Annotated in this window: 17 protein-coding genes and 1 pseudogene; 15 read left to right on the top strand and 3 right to left on the bottom strand. The window is 51.7% G+C overall.

The window, feature by feature from the left end; all coding sequences use genetic code 11:
- Positions 1–156: 156 nt before the first annotated feature.
- A complete protein-coding gene (locus EVJ22_RS10295; RefSeq protein ID WP_131443879.1) occupies positions 157–432 on the bottom strand; it encodes a hypothetical protein in 276 nt (91 codons plus the stop codon).
- Between the two features lie 55 nt (positions 433–487).
- Between EVJ22_RS10295 and EVJ22_RS10290 the strand changes: the two genes are divergently transcribed.
- Positions 488–790 carry a hypothetical protein gene (locus EVJ22_RS10290; protein WP_233589677.1) on the top strand — a complete coding sequence of 101 codons (303 nt, stop codon included), beginning with the start codon at positions 488–490 and terminating at the stop codon, positions 788–790.
- A 34-nt stretch (positions 791–824) separates the two neighbouring features.
- Here EVJ22_RS10290 and EVJ22_RS10285 read toward each other — a convergent pair whose 3' ends face one another.
- Positions 825–2,363: an FAD-dependent monooxygenase gene (locus EVJ22_RS10285; RefSeq protein ID WP_084812875.1), complete on the bottom strand. Its 1,539-nt coding sequence runs from the start codon at positions 2,361–2,363 to the stop codon at positions 825–827.
- Between the two features lie 95 nt (positions 2,364–2,458).
- On the opposite strand from EVJ22_RS10285, the gene EVJ22_RS10280 reads away from it, so the two are divergent.
- The 14 genes and pseudogenes from EVJ22_RS10280 (at position 2,459) to EVJ22_RS10215 (ending at position 15,206) form a co-directional block, all read left to right on the top strand.
- Positions 2,459–3,085 carry an NUDIX hydrolase gene (locus tag EVJ22_RS10280; RefSeq protein ID WP_083274014.1) on the top strand — a complete coding sequence of 209 codons (627 nt, stop codon included), beginning with the start codon at positions 2,459–2,461 and terminating at the stop codon, positions 3,083–3,085.
- Between the two features lie 65 nt (positions 3,086–3,150).
- Positions 3,151–3,327 (top strand): DUF2187 family protein, encoded by a 177-nt coding sequence (locus tag EVJ22_RS10275; protein ID WP_016509936.1) that lies wholly within the window; start codon positions 3,151–3,153, stop codon positions 3,325–3,327.
- A 17-nt stretch (positions 3,328–3,344) separates the two neighbouring features.
- Positions 3,345–4,529: a DUF2157 domain-containing protein gene (locus EVJ22_RS10270; protein ID WP_131443877.1), complete on the top strand. Its 1,185-nt coding sequence runs from the start codon at positions 3,345–3,347 to the stop codon at positions 4,527–4,529.
- Positions 4,526–4,990: a GDYXXLXY domain-containing protein gene (locus EVJ22_RS10265; RefSeq protein ID WP_131443876.1), complete on the top strand. Its 465-nt coding sequence runs from the start codon at positions 4,526–4,528 to the stop codon at positions 4,988–4,990. The genes EVJ22_RS10270 and EVJ22_RS10265 overlap by 4 nt, the downstream gene beginning before the upstream one ends.
- A 225-nt stretch (positions 4,991–5,215) precedes the next feature.
- On the top strand, positions 5,216–5,920 hold the full coding sequence (locus EVJ22_RS10260) for a 3D domain-containing protein (protein ID WP_071397354.1): 705 nt from the start codon (positions 5,216–5,218) through the stop codon (positions 5,918–5,920).
- A gap of 107 nt (positions 5,921–6,027) precedes the next feature.
- A pseudogene (locus EVJ22_RS10255) lies at positions 6,028–6,696 on the top strand (ABC transporter ATP-binding protein); the annotation flags it as partial.
- Positions 6,697–6,754: 58 nt separating this feature from the next.
- Positions 6,755–8,260, top strand: coding sequence for an ABC transporter permease/substrate-binding protein (locus EVJ22_RS10250; protein WP_131440140.1), 1,506 nt, complete (start codon positions 6,755–6,757; stop codon positions 8,258–8,260).
- The gene (locus EVJ22_RS10245) at positions 8,257–9,129 is read left to right on the top strand and encodes a diacylglycerol/lipid kinase family protein (protein WP_071397357.1); all 873 of its coding nucleotides are present in this window, start codon (positions 8,257–8,259) and stop codon (positions 9,127–9,129) included. The genes EVJ22_RS10250 and EVJ22_RS10245 overlap by 4 nt, the downstream gene beginning before the upstream one ends.
- A 126-nt stretch (positions 9,130–9,255) precedes the next feature.
- Entirely contained in the window at positions 9,256–10,608 is a 1,353-nt protein-coding gene (locus EVJ22_RS10240) for a sodium-dependent transporter (protein ID WP_131443875.1), read from the top strand.
- Between the two features lie 146 nt (positions 10,609–10,754).
- Positions 10,755–11,471 carry a 5-bromo-4-chloroindolyl phosphate hydrolysis family protein gene (locus EVJ22_RS10235; RefSeq protein WP_016509957.1) on the top strand — a complete coding sequence of 239 codons (717 nt, stop codon included), beginning with the start codon at positions 10,755–10,757 and terminating at the stop codon, positions 11,469–11,471.
- Positions 11,455–12,684 carry a toxic anion resistance protein gene (locus EVJ22_RS10230; RefSeq protein WP_071397359.1) on the top strand — a complete coding sequence of 410 codons (1,230 nt, stop codon included), beginning with the start codon at positions 11,455–11,457 and terminating at the stop codon, positions 12,682–12,684. The genes EVJ22_RS10235 and EVJ22_RS10230 overlap by 17 nt, the downstream gene beginning before the upstream one ends.
- Before the next feature lie 49 nt (positions 12,685–12,733).
- Complete coding sequence (locus tag EVJ22_RS10225; RefSeq protein WP_071397360.1) at positions 12,734–13,309, top strand: deoxycytidylate deaminase; 576 nt, start codon at positions 12,734–12,736, stop codon at positions 13,307–13,309.
- Between the two features lie 201 nt (positions 13,310–13,510).
- Complete coding sequence (locus EVJ22_RS10220) at positions 13,511–13,867, top strand: hypothetical protein (protein WP_016509485.1); 357 nt, start codon at positions 13,511–13,513, stop codon at positions 13,865–13,867.
- A gap of 247 nt (positions 13,868–14,114) precedes the next feature.
- On the top strand, positions 14,115–15,206 hold the full coding sequence (locus EVJ22_RS10215; RefSeq protein WP_131443874.1) for an RNA-guided endonuclease TnpB family protein: 1,092 nt from the start codon (positions 14,115–14,117) through the stop codon (positions 15,204–15,206).
- Between the two features lie 246 nt (positions 15,207–15,452).
- Here EVJ22_RS10215 and hisJ read toward each other — a convergent pair whose 3' ends face one another.
- Positions 15,453–16,268 carry a histidinol-phosphatase HisJ gene (gene hisJ / locus EVJ22_RS10210; RefSeq protein WP_131440131.1) on the bottom strand — a complete coding sequence of 272 codons (816 nt, stop codon included), beginning with the start codon at positions 16,266–16,268 and terminating at the stop codon, positions 15,453–15,455.
- Between the last annotated feature and the right edge of the window lie 38 nt (positions 16,269–16,306).

Genomic DNA, 16,306 nt, shown 5'->3' with positions numbered 1-16,306 from the left:
TCCTGCAGGAAAGCAATCCAACGGAGACCCAGCAGCGACATAAGTCGCGATGCGGCTCCGGGATTGCCTGCGGAAAGCGTGGGCGCCGGAAGGACGAGCGATTCTATTGATGTTAGTCAACAAGCTGTAAGTAAAAAAGGTGCCGCGGCACCTTTTTTACTTTAGTAGCTCTTTTGCTTTTTTTTCATCATTTCGGTGCACGAACAAGGCGACCCGGTCATCCAGGTTTTTGGCGAGCGGTTTAAACAAGCGTCCGGTCGGCAAGCCTTGTTCGATTCGGCACGTGACGCCTTTTTCCATCAAATAGGTATAATCTTCGAGTAACTCCTCACCTTGTTTCCCGAACGCTTCACCAAAGCGGACCCATTGCAAGTTACGAATCGTTCGGATTGTCACGAGGATGACGAACAGCGCGCCAAGCGCGATAATCAATATAGTTTCCAACACATTCAACCCCTTCTTTACACAATTTTAAAGGGGGAAACGGTTGAAAGCAACAGCGGCGGACCGTATACTCGAAAAGAAGAGAGGGATGACTGTGAAAACGACGATACAATCACGGCGTGAAGCCGTAAAATTACTGCAAAGTGAGCACGTGCTCTACATTCGAATTCATAACGGACAGACGGGCATGATCAAATCGACGGTCGATGGCATCATCGTCGCGATTCCGAACGAACAGACGGACAAAGTCGATTTTCGGAAATTAGAGGACGTGGAAGCGTTCGAGGCGTTTTATGACTTGACCCTCTCGAAACCGGGGACACTTTATTACAATGCACCATCCTGACAAAAGCTCCACTCTCACGAGTGGAGCTTTTGACTTAAGACGGTAACCAGACCGACAGTTTGTCACGTAGCGGTTCAGGTCGCATATGACGCTGTTTATGCAGCAAGTATCCGTCCGGTCGAATGACGAGGACACCCCGGCGCATGAACAAGGATTTCGCAAGTTCGTTGCCTTGGTCAAAGAAAGGACGGCTTGTTTTAGACAACGTGATGATTTGGAAGAATGATTGATGAGCGTTCAAGTATTCATATAACTCACTTGGGTCACGTTTGCCGTCATCGAGGACAAGTACTTGAAAGCGGCCATCGGCGACTTCTGAGATCTTTTGACGAAGGCCATCATCGGATCGGATCATCTCGATCTCGGGAAAGATCTTTCCTTCGGCGACCCGGATGAACGGTACACGTGAGTGCCCAGGGTAAGACAAGTGAAGCTGAGCGATTCGTTCGGTGATCTTTTCATTAATCAAATTGACGCGGGTGAACACGTCCGCTCCGACTGCTTGAAACGGCAATAAGATCGGGAGCGTCGTTTGGAGCACTTCGGTCGCGACGTTCGTCGTCTGCAAGACGTTTCTGGCGACGTGTTCACGCTCGTCCCGGTACGTGTCGACGACACTGAACGGCGCCCCTGCTTTCAGATGAAGCCAAAGCTTCCAGCCGAGGTTGAACGAGTCGGCGATGCCCGTATTCATCCCTTGGCCGCCGACGGGCGAATTGATATGCGCCGCGTCGCCCATTAAGATGACACGGTTATGGATGAACGAGTCGACCATGCGATTGTGCACCCTAAACAGCGAGAACCATTCGACCTCGTCGATTTCTACCGGCATGTGGCTCCGTTGTTCGACCAATTCGTGCAATTTGGCCTCGCTGAATGATTCGTCGCTCGCGAGATTACCGGTAATCCGGATTGTGTCATCCGTCAGCGGGAATACTTCTAACACGCCACGGTCCGAGAAAAAGATGTGTACTTCTTCACGGGAGATGTTCCATTTCGCCTTCATATCGGCCAACACCCAAGACTCTTTGAACGACTTCCCGCTGAACGGGAGCGCGAGCATACGGCGAATCGAACTGTTGGCGCCATCGGCCGCAACGATATACTTGGCTTCGATCGTGCGGTTCGAGTCGGATTCGAGATGGGCGAGCACACGTGTCGGATAGTGGGTCAACGAGACGAGTGACTCGCCGCGCTTGACGTAGTGCCCGTGGTCGTTCAACGCCTGTTCTAAGATGGCCTCGGTCTCGTTTTGTCGCAATAGCGTGACGAACGGGTAAGGTGTGACGAGACGTGAGAACTCGAGTTTGGCCGTCCACTGCCCAGAAAAGTATAAGTTTCCTTTTTCGATTGTTCTGGCGCGACTGAGTACTTCTTTGGCGACATCAAGGCGTGAAAACACTTCGATTGTTCGCGGCTGAATCCCGATGGCCCGTGAGTTGTTCGAAGGCGTCGTTTTTCGATCGATGATTTCAAAAGAGATTCCATATCTGGCTAATGTCAAAGCGAGTGTGAGTCCTGTCGGCCCCGCCCCGACGATCAATATATCAACTTGTTGAACCAATTCCACCATCTCCTATCATTAATAATGATATTTCCGACATTTGCCACGTTTAAACGAGGAGACGCTGGTGGAACTGTAAAACAGAGAGAGCGAGGTTGAAAATCATGAAACAATCATGGGTTACTGAAGCGAAATTACGAGAAAGTTTCTCGATGGAAGAGAATTATGAACAGACCGCCGCCGTCTTGATCCCGTTGACGCGAATCGATGACGTCTGGCACGTCGTCTTTGAAGTCCGGGCCCATACGATGCGGCGCCAACCTGGAGAGATCTCGTTCCCGGGAGGTCGGCTCGAGCGAGGGGAGACACCTGTCGAGGCCGCGGTCCGAGAGACGAGTGAAGAACTCGAGGTACCGCTCGAGACGATCGAGGTCATCGGTCGCTTACAGCCGCTCGCCACGCCGCACCGTCAACTCATCTATCCGTTCGTCGGGATGATTCCGACAGTTCCGGACGTACGTCAAACGGATGAAGTCGATCATTTGTTCACCGTTCCCGTCGAAACGTTACTGTTAATTGATCCGTTTCACGGCGAGATGGAATGGACGATGAATCCGGATCAAAATATTCCGTTTGACCGAATGGCGAACGCTAAAGCGTATGAAAAACGGGTAATTAAAATGAGAGAACCTTTTTACGAACATGAAGACTACATTATTTGGGGATTGACTGGAAAAATTTTGTCGCAGTTCATCAAATGTACAAAAGAAAACGTATTCAAACCTATATAATTTAGTTATAATGATAAAAACAAATTTAAGATTGGAAGTGAATGGGTGTGTCTTTAGAATTCGCTGTGGGTGATATCGTTAAGTCAACTCGTGAAGGATGGGTCGCAGAAGTGACTGCCGTATTAACGAATACGGTCATCGGGGACGTTTCCATCATGGAGGAATATCAACAGCTCGGTCTCGAGTTTGAGAAACAAGTTTTGTTGAAAAAAGAATTGGAATTGATCGAACGCGCCAGCTGACCTTTTAACCGAAAGGGATGATTCAGGTGTCCATTGACAAAAAAGTTCGTGAATGGAAAGAGGCGGGTTTGCTAGATGAAGCGACCGGTCAACGGTTGATTGATTTTGAACATAAGAAATTGGCGGTTAGTGACAAACGTGAGCACAAACCGCCAATTCTTGTAATTATCGGATCAATTCTGCTCGCCCTTAGTCTATTCAGTTTTGTCGCCGCCAACTGGCAAGCAATCCCAGACCTCGTCAAAGTATCCATTTTCCTTGTCTTCATGCTCGGGATGTACGTAGCAGCGGAGCGGCTTCAAGTGAAAGCCCCTCGCTATGTGACGTTGTTCCGCGTCCTCGGCGTCGTTTTCTTCGTCGCCACGATGATCGTCATCTTCACAACGTACAATCTTTCCTCACAACTACCGCTTCTGTTCTGGCTATTCTTTGCTGTCGCCGTCCTGCACAAACTGATCTATAAGCACCCGATCTTCACGTTCATCGCAGCGCTAGCCGCTTTTTTAGCGGTCACGAATAGTTTTCAAGGAATCGGGATCACACTCATCCTGTTCGGCCTGCTCGTGACGTGGGTTTGGTTCCATTACGGTGATAACGAGCTCGACCGGATTTTCGCCTGGTTCAGCTTTTACGGACTGTTGCTCACGATCGGTCAGTATATCGATTACGAGGGACGGTTTTGGCCGCTTTGGGCACTCGCAGCACTGCATATCCTGTTCCTCGTCTACCGGGAGCGTGCTCAGTGGCAGTATCTCTACTTGTTCGTTGCTGCCATCTTGTCCATCGGTTATTTGGTCAATGCGACCGAGGGCTGGTTGTCTCAACGTCAGCCGTCCGTCATTGAGGCCACGCTGCTTTCCGTCGTCCTCGTGGCTGTGTACTTGACACATCGTCGCCCCGATTTGCTGTGGGTGAGCCTACTCGCGGTCATCCCGTTCTCGCTATTCGAAGATTCAGGTATCTTACTCGCGATCTTGCTTGAAGTGGTGGCGCTCGCTTACTTGATCATGCAAGACCATGAGCGGAAACCGATTGTTTTGGCGTTCATCTACTTCTTACTTGTCCAAATGACGATCTACTTCATTTACGTTTGGGATCGGCTCGACATCTCGCTCTTCTTCTTGATCGGGGCGTTGATCGTATTCGCGTTGTCGCTCGCGTTGTGGTGGCGTAGCCGTACGAGAGGGGATGCTCGGACATGAAACGAATCACTCCTTGGCTTGTACCGATCGTACAAGTATTGATTGCCATCGGTTTTATCTTGCTCGTTTATGCGGTATCTTGGTTCGGCCAGTCGTATACGTTCAAAGCGACGTCGTACGAGCCCTATGACCCATTTTTTGGGGATTACGTCTATCTCGAGTTCGATTCGTTGCAAGGGCGACAAGATGTCGATTCTGGGACCGTCTACGTCTCATTCAAAACGGATGAAGCTGGTTTTGCCACAATCGACCGGGTCAGCTCCCGACCGTTCTTTGGTGGGACGCGGGCTGAATACTTCGATCGCCAAGTCTTCATCACCGACATGAGTTCATACCGTGTCGCCGAGGATGAGAAAGCTGTGATTGAAGGTGCGAAAACGTTCGAAGTTGAAGTCGATGTGGCGCCTTGGGGAATGGTCCGGGCCCATGATTTACGCCCGATTACAGCTGAAACAGAATGACAAACAGATTACAGATTTGTTACGAGAACGTTTGTAACCGATCTGTAATTTTTTTATTTGGTCGCTTGTATAGCAACGCTTTCGGCAATTATTACAATCTGTAACTAAACGGTCGCCCATATGTCAGCAATATTTCACTTCGTCAAAACCACTTCTCGGGTTCGAGACGGCATGGTAAATTTACTCCTGTTCGTTAGAAGACGAGAAAGGGATGACCTAATTACAATGACATTCTTAAAATATATGATGACGCTTCTGTTTGTCCTAGCCGGTACGTTCGTGGTATCTACGACTGCCAACGCTGCTCAAATCGGAATCGGAACTGAACAGAAAATCGTACAAAACCCACTTGAGTTGGAACGCAAGGCAATCGAACTTGAACGCCAACAAAAAATTGAGCGCGAGAAGCAAATCGCTGAAGAGAAGCGCCGCGCTGAAGAGAAACGAGTGGCAGAAGAACAAGCCAAGCAGCAGGCAGAACAGGAAGCGAAACGGTTAGCGGAAGCCAAGCGAATCGCGGCTGAGGAAGCGCGGCTTGCAGAAGAGGCGAAAGCAGAGCAAGCGAAAGCAGAGCAAGCCACGACAAACGCTGTGGCGACACCTGTCTCGACAAGCAGCGGGCGCGTCATTCAAGCCGAATCGACAGCTTACACGAATGATGCGGCAGACAACGGCTCATACGGGGGCCGGGTGTTGACGGCGACGGGACATGACGTGACGGATTCGATTTTTTATAACGGCATGCGCATCATCGCCGTCGATCCGGCCGTCATCCCGCTCGGTAAGGTCGTACAGATCGAAGGGATCGGTCAAGCGATCGCTCTCGATACAGGGGGACGCATTAAAGGCAACATCGTCGATCTACTCGTCGATACGAAGAGCGAGGCAATCAATTGGGGTCGTCGCCACGTTACCATCACACTTCCATAACGAAAAGGTTCTCCCGCGGGAGAACCTTTTGTTGTTTAACAATCGTTGGAAACGGGCAAACTAATATTTGACTTTCATATAACGTGAAAAGCCGAGGAGGGATTGTGTTGATTGAATTTCAAAATGTTTCCAAGCGTTATGATGATGGGACATTGGCCGTCGAAAACTTGAGTTTGACGGTACGAAAAGGAGAAATTTTCGTATTGATTGGGCCATCAGGTTGTGGCAAGACGACGACGATGAAGATGGTGAATCGTCTGATTGACCACACTGACGGGAAAATCCTGATTGATGAGCGCGAAATCTATCAGTTCGATATTTATGAACTGCGACGCAACATCGGCTATGTGCTCCAACAAATCGCATTGTTCCCCCATTTGACGGTCGAAGAGAACATCGCCGTCGTTCCGGACCTATTGAAATGGCCGAAGACGAAGACGAAAGACCGTGTGACCGAACTGATGAAAATCGCTGGTCTCGACCCCGTCCTCCGTTCAAAAAAACCGCCTGAACTGTCGGGTGGTCAACAACAACGAGTCGGCGTCCTGCGAGCGCTCGCGGCCGACCCGGAAGTCATTTTAATGGATGAACCGTTCTCGGCACTCGATCCGATCAGTCGGGCCCAGCTCCAAGATGACATCAAACGGTTGAACGATGAGTTAGGGAAGACGATTCTGTTCGTCACTCATGATATTGAGGAGGCGATGAAACTTGGGGACCGGATCGCTCTCATGCGTGACGGGAAACTGGTCATCGTCGGCACGCCTGACGAGATTCGAGCGAGTGATGATCCGTTCGTGCTCGACTTTACACAACACGGAAGAGGTGAGGTAGATGCTTGAAACGTTCCAAAATCGACGCGGGGAATTGGTCGAAGCGCTAATCGAGCATTTACAACTTTCTGTCGTCTCCCTTTTGATTGCGGTGTTGATTGCGGTCCCGCTAGGCATCTGGCTGACACGGCGTAAAAAAGTGGCTGAAACGGCAATCGGCTTCACCGCCATCATCCAAACAATTCCTTCTTTAGCTCTGCTAGGTCTTATGATTCCACTCGTTGGGATCGGTGCACTTCCTGCCACGATTGCGCTCGTTCTGTACGCGTTGTTGCCAATCCTTCGCAATACGTTCACAGGGTTGAACGAAGTCGATAAGTCACTGATCGAAGCCGCGCAAGGTTGCGGCATGAAACCGAATCAAAGTTTGATGAGAGTCGAACTACCGCTCGCGCTACCGGTCATCATGGCCGGGATTCGAACAGCGATGGTGTTAATTGTCGGTACAGCCACGCTGGCGGCACTCGTCGGAGCAGGCGGACTCGGGACGCTGATCCTGCTTGGAATTAACCGGAACGACAACTATTTGATTTTGCTCGGTGCGATTCCGGCAGCCATTCTCGCATTATTGTTCGACTTCTTGCTCCGTCAAATGGAAGGCGCGACAGCCACCCGCAACAAGACGAAGCTGATCGCCGTATCGACCGTCTTGGCGTTAATTATCGTAGCACCGCTCGCGTTGGGCCGCACCCAACAGACCGACCTCGTCGTCGCCGGGAAGCTCGGTCCCGAGCCGGAGATCTTGATGAACATGTACAAACTGTTGATCGAAGAAGAGACGGATCTGACCGTATCGGTCCGTCCGAACTTCGGAGAGACGACGTTCGTCTGGGGAGCGTTGCAATCGGGGGATGTCGATATTTATCCTGAATTCACGGGGACGGTACTCGCGAGTCTGGTGAAAGAAACACCGAATTCAAACGATGCCCGTGAAGTGTACGAACAAGCACGGGATGCGCTAGCAGACGACGGCTTCGCTTTACTGGAACCGATGCAGTTCAATAACACGTATGCCATCGCGATCCCACGTGCCTATGCGGAAACTGAAGGCGTCACGACGATTTCTGATTTACGCAGCGTGCAAAATGACATCCAGGCCGGGTTCACGCTCGAGTTCACGGACCGTGAAGATGGATATCCGGGACTTCAGCAAGCGTACGGACTTGATTTCCCTTCTGTCGTTTCGATGGAGCAGAAACTTCGTTACCGCGCCATCGCACGGGGCGACGTCAATCTTGTTGATGCGTATGCGACCGACCCGGATATCGCCGAAAACGACCTGCTCGTGTTAGAAGACGATCAACAGTTCTTCCCGCCTTATCAAGGTGCTCCACTCTTGAAAGCAGAAACGCTTGAAGAACATCCGGAAATCGAGGACGCGCTCAACCAGTTGGGCGGACTCATCACTGACGAAGAGATGTCTGAATTGAACCGTCGGGTCGCTTACGGGAAAGAACGGGCCTACGACGTGGCCCAAGACTTCTTGGAACAAGCGGGTCTATTATGAAGGCGATGATCATTTCGAACCCGAAGTCGGGTGCGAGCGAGACGATGCTCGGCGAAGTGGTCGGGACAATCGAGTCGATGTATCAAGAGATTCTCATCCGAAAGACGCTAGCTGAAGGGGATGCAGCCCGCCTTGCTCGAACGAGCAGTGGGTTCGATCATTTGATTGTCATCGGTGGGGATGGGACGCTTCATGAAGTCGTCAACGGATTGATGGCGTTGCCTCGTGACGAACGTCCGAGCGTCGGTCTCGTACCGGCGGGGACGTGCAACGACTTCGCGAGGGCGATTGATTTGCCTGTCGAACCGATTGAGGCGGCTCGCCTGTTTAAAATGAGCGAGCAGCAATCGGTCGATGTGATGCGTGTCAACGACCGGTTCGGTCTCAACTTTGTCGGGGTCGGATTGATCGCGGACGCTTCCCGACAGATCGATCCGCTCCAAAAAGAAACGCTCGGCTCGATCGGATACTTTTTAGCGACGATCCGTCAGTTCCGCGAACTCGATCCGTTCAAGGTCCGTATCGAGCGGGCGGGCGAGGTCATCCACGATGGGGCCGTCAGTTTTCTATACGTCGGCAACGGTGCCTATCTCGGCACGGTCCCGACGAAGCTCGCGACGCAATCGTTCACGGACGGTCTCGTCGAAGTCGTCCATAGCTCGGCCATCGGCTTCCCGATGATTCGTCAGCTATTGACGCAACAGCTCGGACTCGAACAGTCGTCTCCAGAGTGGGTGCATCTCCAAATGGAGCAACTTGATGTGTTTTTGCGTGAGCCACAAGTCATCGATGTGGACGGTGAGCACTTTGAGACGGATCATTTACAGATTGAAGTGTTGCCGAATGAGCTGACATTTCTAGTTCCATAATCGTTTTATGAAGGCAGAGGAAAGAATTCAGACTTTTCTCTGTTTTTTGTTGTTCTCGTTTCTGAACCGTGTTAGTATTTCACTATTATTATGAAAATGAAATGAAAACAGGAAGTAGGGATAGTCATGGCGCAAAATTCGTTCGCCTCAAAAATTGGATTCATTTTAGCGGCCGCAGGGTCCGCAATCGGTCTTGGTGCCATCTGGAAATTTCCATATGTCACGGGAACAAGTGGGGGCGGCGCCTTTTTACTCATGTTTTTAGCGTTCACATTCTTACTCGGTCTGCCACTTCTCATTGGTGAGTTCATCGTCGGGCGTTCGACGCAAAAGACGGCGCTCCTTGCCTTTAAAAAACTCGGCCATCGCCGTTGGACATTGGTCGGTTACCTCGGCGTAATCGCTTGCTTCTTACTGCTATCATTCTACAGTGTCATCGGTGGATGGGTGTTGATCTATGTCGGGCTCGGCTTGAGCGGGACGCTCAGCGGCCGGTCACCTGACGAGTTCGGGACCGTGTTCGCGGACGTCGTCTCATCTCCTGGGATTGCCGTCTTCGGACAATTTTTATTTTTATTGATTACGCTACTCATCGTCTTGAAAGGGGTAGAAGGCGGAATCGAGCGGATGAGCAAGATTCTAATGCCACTCCTGTTCGTCAGTTTCATCGTGCTCGTCATCCGCTCGTTGACACTTGACGGTGCCATGGAAGGGGTCCGCTTCTTCTTGCAGCCTGACTTCTCGGCACTGACCGGCGAGTCGGTCTTGTTCGCGCTCGGGCAAGCGTTCTTCTCGCTGTCGCTCGGGGTGGCGGCGATGCTCACATACGCCTCGTACATTCAAACGAAAGGGACGCTCAACCGTTCGGCAAACATGATCGTCTTGTTGAACGTCACTGTTTCAATTTTGGCGGGGCTCGCCATCTTCCCGGCCGTCTTCGCCTCGGGGCTCGATCCGGCAGAAGGTCCGGCGCTCTTGTTCGTCGTGTTGCCGGCCGTATTTAACCAAGTCCCACTCGGCGGCTTCTTCATGGTATTGTTCTTCTTATTGTTCACGTTCGCCTCGATCACGTCTTCGATCGCGATGCTCGAAGTCGTCGTCGCCGGTGTGACGGATAAATTGAACGAGAAGAAACAAACGATGTCGAAGCGTAACGTCACACTCCTCTCGGCGGCCATCGTGTTCGCCGTCGGGATCCCCTCGGCCCTATCGTTCGGGGTGATGAGTGAGATGGAGTTCTTGGACGGCCGAACATTTTTCGACTCGATGGATTACGTCGTCAGTTACGTCTTGATGCCGGTCGGTGCGCTTTTGACATCGATTTTTGTCGGATATGTCGTCGATGAGCGCATTTTGCAAGACGAGATTCAAACGTCCGGGACGGGCGCTAAACTGTATCCGGTATGGCGTTTCCTCATTCGTTATGTCATCCCGGTGACGGTCGCAATCGTTATGGTCTCGACATGGTTGAATAGCTAAGCAAGGGGAACTTTCCCTTGCTTTTTTTCGTACTTGCGACCGAGAGAGGGGACGGCGTCATTATGCTAAGCTTATAAAGATGACGAAACTTTTGTTGACGGTTCACGTAAGGTACAATAGAAGTATCATGAGACGAGGTGACAAGGATGAAGACATGGATGAAATGGGCCCTGACCGGGGCGATCCTGTATTTTGCCATAAGTGTGTTTGATTTCTCCTGGCTGTTTATCATCGTCGGGGCGCTCGTATTGAACGAGGTGTGGTCGAGTAACAAACGGCGTAAGCGGGCACCCGCACCGGTAGCGAAACGGGCGAAGAAAAAACTGCTGCTCGATGAAGAAGAACCGTTCGTCGGTTCCCGCATCCTTAAACCGATGGAAGATGTGGCACCGGTCCGTCAGTTCGAAGCGACAGACGACTTGGAACTGCAATTTTTACAACGGACGATCGAGCAAGGGTACGAGAAACTCCAGCAGATCGATCGTATCCTGCCTGAAATAAAAGATGTCGAGGTTCGTCGTGAAATGAAGGCGGTCTCGAGAGAGGCACACGAACTGTTTGCCGAATTGTTCGAGAACCCCCAAGACGCGAAGCACGTAAGAGATCTGTTCACGTTTTATTTAGACTCGCTCGTGTCCGTCGTCTTGAAATTTAAAGAACTAGAAGGAAAACGTGTCGTCATTCAAGAAGAGACACGAGAGCAACTGATCACCAATATGCGGCTCATCGTCGATAAGTTCAAAGAACAACGGAGCCGTCTGCTCGAAGACGACGCTGTCGACTTTGAACGCGAATTGATTATGATGGAACGGGTATTGGCAGATCAACCGGAAGGGAGAAAAAAACATGACTTCATCGAATGAAACGAACTGGCAGTCATGGCCAGAAGAAGACCTCACTTCACAGACAAGAACAAAGACCGGGACAGAGGAAATCTCTGACCCGTCTGTGGATTGGTCCTCGGTGACAGAAAAACATGAGGTGCCGGCCATCCAACCGAAAGCCGACGTTCCGCAACAACACCGGGAACGAATCACCCGGATCGCCGAGTCGATCGATATTAAAAAAACAGACTCCGTCATGTTATTCGGATCGAACGTCCAACGTGAACTATCTCAATTCTCTGATCAGATCTTGACCGAGGTCCGCATGAAAGACGGCGGAGACGCAGGTAAGTTACTGTCCGATTTGATGCAAAACGTTCGGAAGATGGATCCGGATATGCTTCAACCGGAGAAGAAGAGTTTTATGGACAACTTGCCGCTCATCGGACGAGCGAAAAAGAAAGCTGAAAATTATAAGCTTCAATTTGAAAAAATGAACGTCTATTTGGAAGAAGTCATTCACAATCTCGACCGAGCCAAGTTCGGTCTGATGAAGGACATTACGATGCTCGATCAAATGTATGACAAGAACAAGCGCTACTTCGAAGAATTGAACGTCTATATCGCAGCCGGTGAGACGAAGCTCGACCACGTTCGCGATCACGAGATCGCGCCGCTCCGTCAAGAAGTCGAAACGACGAGAGATCAAGTGAAGTTGCAACAGCTAAACGATATGATCCAACTGACAGACCGGTTCGAGAAGAAGTTGCATGATTTGAAGTTGAGTCGGACGATCAGTCTGCAGATGGCACCACAAATCCGTGTCATCCAACAAAATAACCAAATCTTAGCGGAGAAAATCGAGTCGGCTGTCGTCAATACGATTCCTCTTTGGAAAAACCAAGTCGTCCTCGCTCTCAGCTTGACGCGCCAGAAAACGGCACTCCGGATGCAGCAAGACGTCACGAAGACGACGAACCAACTGCTCGAACAAAACTCGAAAATGTTGAAAGACTCGTCGATCGAGATCGCAACCGAGAACGAAAAAGGGATCGTTTCGGTCGAATCGCTCAAAGTCGCGCACGAGAATCTATTGTCAACGCTCGACGAAACGCTGCGTATCCAACAGGAAGGCAAGCAGAAGCGTCGTGAGGCCGAACGTGAGCTCGATCGGATGGAGCACGAACTGAAAGAAAAAGTCATCGAAATTGCCTCAAAGAATAAAGAGTTGCCAAAAGAGACTGGATACTAAAAAGAAAGTCTGAGCATTCAGACTTTCTTTTTCCATGAGGAGGATCAGGATGGAGAAACAACGATTGTGGGACGAGACGTGGTTGCAGTTCGCCGATATGATGGCGGAGCGGCACTCGAAATGTGCCTCGAAAAGTGTCGCCTGTGTCATCGTCAAAGATGAGAAACCGATCTCGATCGGATTGAACGGGACACCGCCGGGACATACGAACTGTAATGAAATCTTTCTAAAACGTGAAGACGGATTTTACCAACGAGCCGAATACGTGACGGATGATACGATCGACTTGACCGAGCCTTCTGTGCGCATCATCGAGCAAGGTGTGACATTTGTTAAATGTAGCGACCCGTTCGAACATCACAATTGGTCAAAACAACACGAGATCCATGCCGAGATCAATGCAATCGGGAAATTAGCCGCCGATTCGACGAACGCGTTCGGTGCTACAGCCTATGTGACCCATTCACCATGCCATTCTTGCTCGCTCGCGCTCATCGCGGCACGGGTGGCCCGAGTCGTGTACGCTGTCGGCTATGAGCACGGGGATGGCCTTGATTTGATGCGAGAAAGCGGGATTGACGTCTTACATATGCCGCTTGAAAAAAGTTTCAAAAACACATTGTAAACGTTTACATTCGATGTTATATTATTAATGTACTGCCAATGGTGTTTTACTCTTCCATTACTTGCCCCTCCTCGGAGGGGCCTTTTTTTATGTCTAATCATCAGGTGAGACAAAGTTTACACATAATGTTCAATATTTCACAAACTATTCCGCTGAATCTTTTTTATAATAAGAGTAGATAAACGAGAGGGGATATGTCACATGGAAAAACTAGTTCGTTTCACAGATGGTGCCTATGATGTGGAAGCGTTGATCACACTTGAAGAGGTATGGGAAGATAAATTTGCAATTGGCACGCACAAAGAGCTTGCCGTTAAATCACTCAAAATTAATGGAAATGACGTCTCCGAGATGAAGCATGTCCGGGCGTTGCTCCGTTACTACCCGACGCTAGGTGTTTCAGGAATTCTACTCGCTCTTGACGGCGCGGCTGCTGAAATCGTCGCCTTGTCAGGTGATACCGATCCAGCCCTTCGCTTCGTCGAGCTCGTCGCCCTTCAGATGGATGAAGCCGCGACGAAACAGTTAAAAGACATGTATGCCGAAATGGCAGTTTAAAAGTTAGGATGACTTTCGGGTCATCCTTTTTAACTGATTTAGGCGAGAATTCTCCCACCTCTAAGCGTCTCTGGGCATGGACCAGCGTAGGTGGGAGATGAATCGCCCATACATAAACCTCTTGACCACCCCTGTGACAGATATGACGAACAGAAGTTCGTGATTTCGTCAGATTTCTCCGCCCCCGCCGCGGGTATCGGATGAGGAAGGCGTTCATCACGATCATCGGCCGGGAGGAGGCGGAGACATGCTGAAGGGCTACAAATACAGGCTCCACCCGACGGCGGAACAGGCCGATTTCCTGGTCAGGACGATCGGCTGCGCCCGGTTCGTCTACAACAAGCTGCTCGAGGACCGCATCGCCATCCACGAGGAGGCGAAGGCGAGCGGCGGGCCGAAGCGAAAACTGCCGACACCGGCCTCGTACAAGCCCCTGTTCCCGTTCCTCGCCGAGGCGGACAGCCTCGCGCTCGCCAACGCAAAGCTGCACCTCGACACTGCGTTCGCGAAGTTCTTCGCCGGGGCGGCCGGCTTCCCGGTGTTCAAGTCGAGACGGAAAGCGCGCGCCTCCTACACGACGAACAACCAGCACGGCACGATCCGCATCGAAGGGGGCCGGGTCCGGCTCCCGAAGGTCGGGTTCATCCGCTTCACACAGCACCGAATCTTCGACGGCGAGATCCGGTCGGCGACCGTGTCGATGACGAAGACGGGCAAGTTCTTCGTGTCGCTCCTCGTCGAGCAGCCCGACGAGCCGTGGGTCCCGGCCGAGCACAAGATCGGGATCGACCTCGGCCTCGGGCACTTCGCCGTCATGACGAACGACGCGATGGTGACGGAGAAGATCCCGAACCCGCGCAACCTGCGCGAGGCCGAGGAACGGCTGAGACGGGCGCAGCGCGCGCTCTCCCGCAAGAAGCCCGGCAGCCGGAACCGCGAGAAGGCGCGGCTCCTGTTGGCCAAAAAGCATGAAAAGGTACGGAACCGCCGACATGACTTCCTCCACAAGCTGTCACGACGCATCGTCGACGAGAACCAAGTCGTCGTCGTCGAGACGCTGAAACCGAGGGAGATGATGCAGGACCGCCGCCTGGCAAAGTCGATCGGGGACGCCGGATGGGGCGAGTTCGTCCGCCAGCTCGCCTACAAATGCAGGTTCCACGGCCGCACACTGATCCAGGCCGCCCCGTGGTTCGCCTCGACCCAGGTCTGTTCGGCCTGTGGCGGGAACGGCGGCAAGAAGGACCTGCACGTCCGCGAGTGGACATGCGCCGCATGCGGCACGCACCATGACCGCGACGTCAACGCGAGCCTCAACCTGTTGGGTCTCGCCGACTGAAACACTCCAGGGCAGGGACTGCCCGACGAGCTTGGTCCACAACCGTGGCTGGTCAAAGCACGGTCTTCCCAAGAAGCTCCCACTTCAAGTTGCGAAGCAAATAAGTGGTGAGTAGTTCACTTTTGTCTTGTAACTCGTGACGAGTGTGGTAATATAAATAGTAGATGAAGAAATGGAACGCCATATCGTTGTCGACAAACCAAACATGGGGATCTAGATAGCTAGATCGCTGTTAAGGAGCCACGTTCATAGGAACGTGGCTTTTTTTTGCATATTTTTAAAGTCGGCACCGACATCTGCCGCGATATGGGCGTCCGAACCGAGCACGAGTGGGATGCCGAGCCGGGTCGCTTCAGCGGCGACGGCCATGGCGTATGGCTGTCCGCAGGCGGCTTTACGGAGCCCGGCGGTGTTGAAATCTAGTCCGAACCCGCGTGAGGCGATTGTACGCAACAGTCGCGACTCGGCGTCTTTGACGTTCGCACGGTCCCATGAGTAGTTCGTCTGATATTTAATCGGTAAATCGATATGCCCGATGCGCGTGACGTTCAGTCGCTCCCATGGGAACTCTAACCCGGTCTCGAGCGCTTCGTAATACCGGCGTAGCACTTCTTCGAACGACCCGATCCGGCTGACAAGCGTATCAAACGTCTCCGGTGAGAAGTCGACGGGCAGGAGCTCGCCTTCGACTTGTAGAAAGTGTTGAGACAAGATCGTCTCGTCGAGGTATGAGCGATAGGGCTCGAGCAAGGCGAGCGTCTCGTCGACATATCCCGGCAAATAGTCGATCTCGAGACCGACCCGAATCTCGAGTCTTTCGGCGTAATCTCGTTTCAACTGTCCGATCTCTTCTATATAACGGGGCAATAAGTCGAGCGCCATCGCCGAGTCTTGGTCTGGTGTCGGATCAATGAAACGTTCCGGCAGCGGGGCGTGCTCGGTGAACGTCAGCGTCCGAACTCCTTGAGCAAATGCTTGTTCGACGTACGCGTTGAGTGAATCGGTCGATCCGTGCGGACAAAATGGGGTATGGACGTGGCCATCATGGGTATAATCAATCATCAAACATCGTTCCTTTCGAGTTCGCCGGTTGACAGCAT

The organism is Exiguobacterium sp. SH0S7 (genome assembly GCF_004337195.1).
Taxonomy (GTDB): Bacteria; Bacillota; Bacilli; order Exiguobacteriales; family Exiguobacteriaceae; genus Exiguobacterium; species Exiguobacterium aurantiacum_A.
Note: the sequence above shows the minus strand (reverse complement) of the source record. Positions and strands in the feature narration are given on the sequence as shown.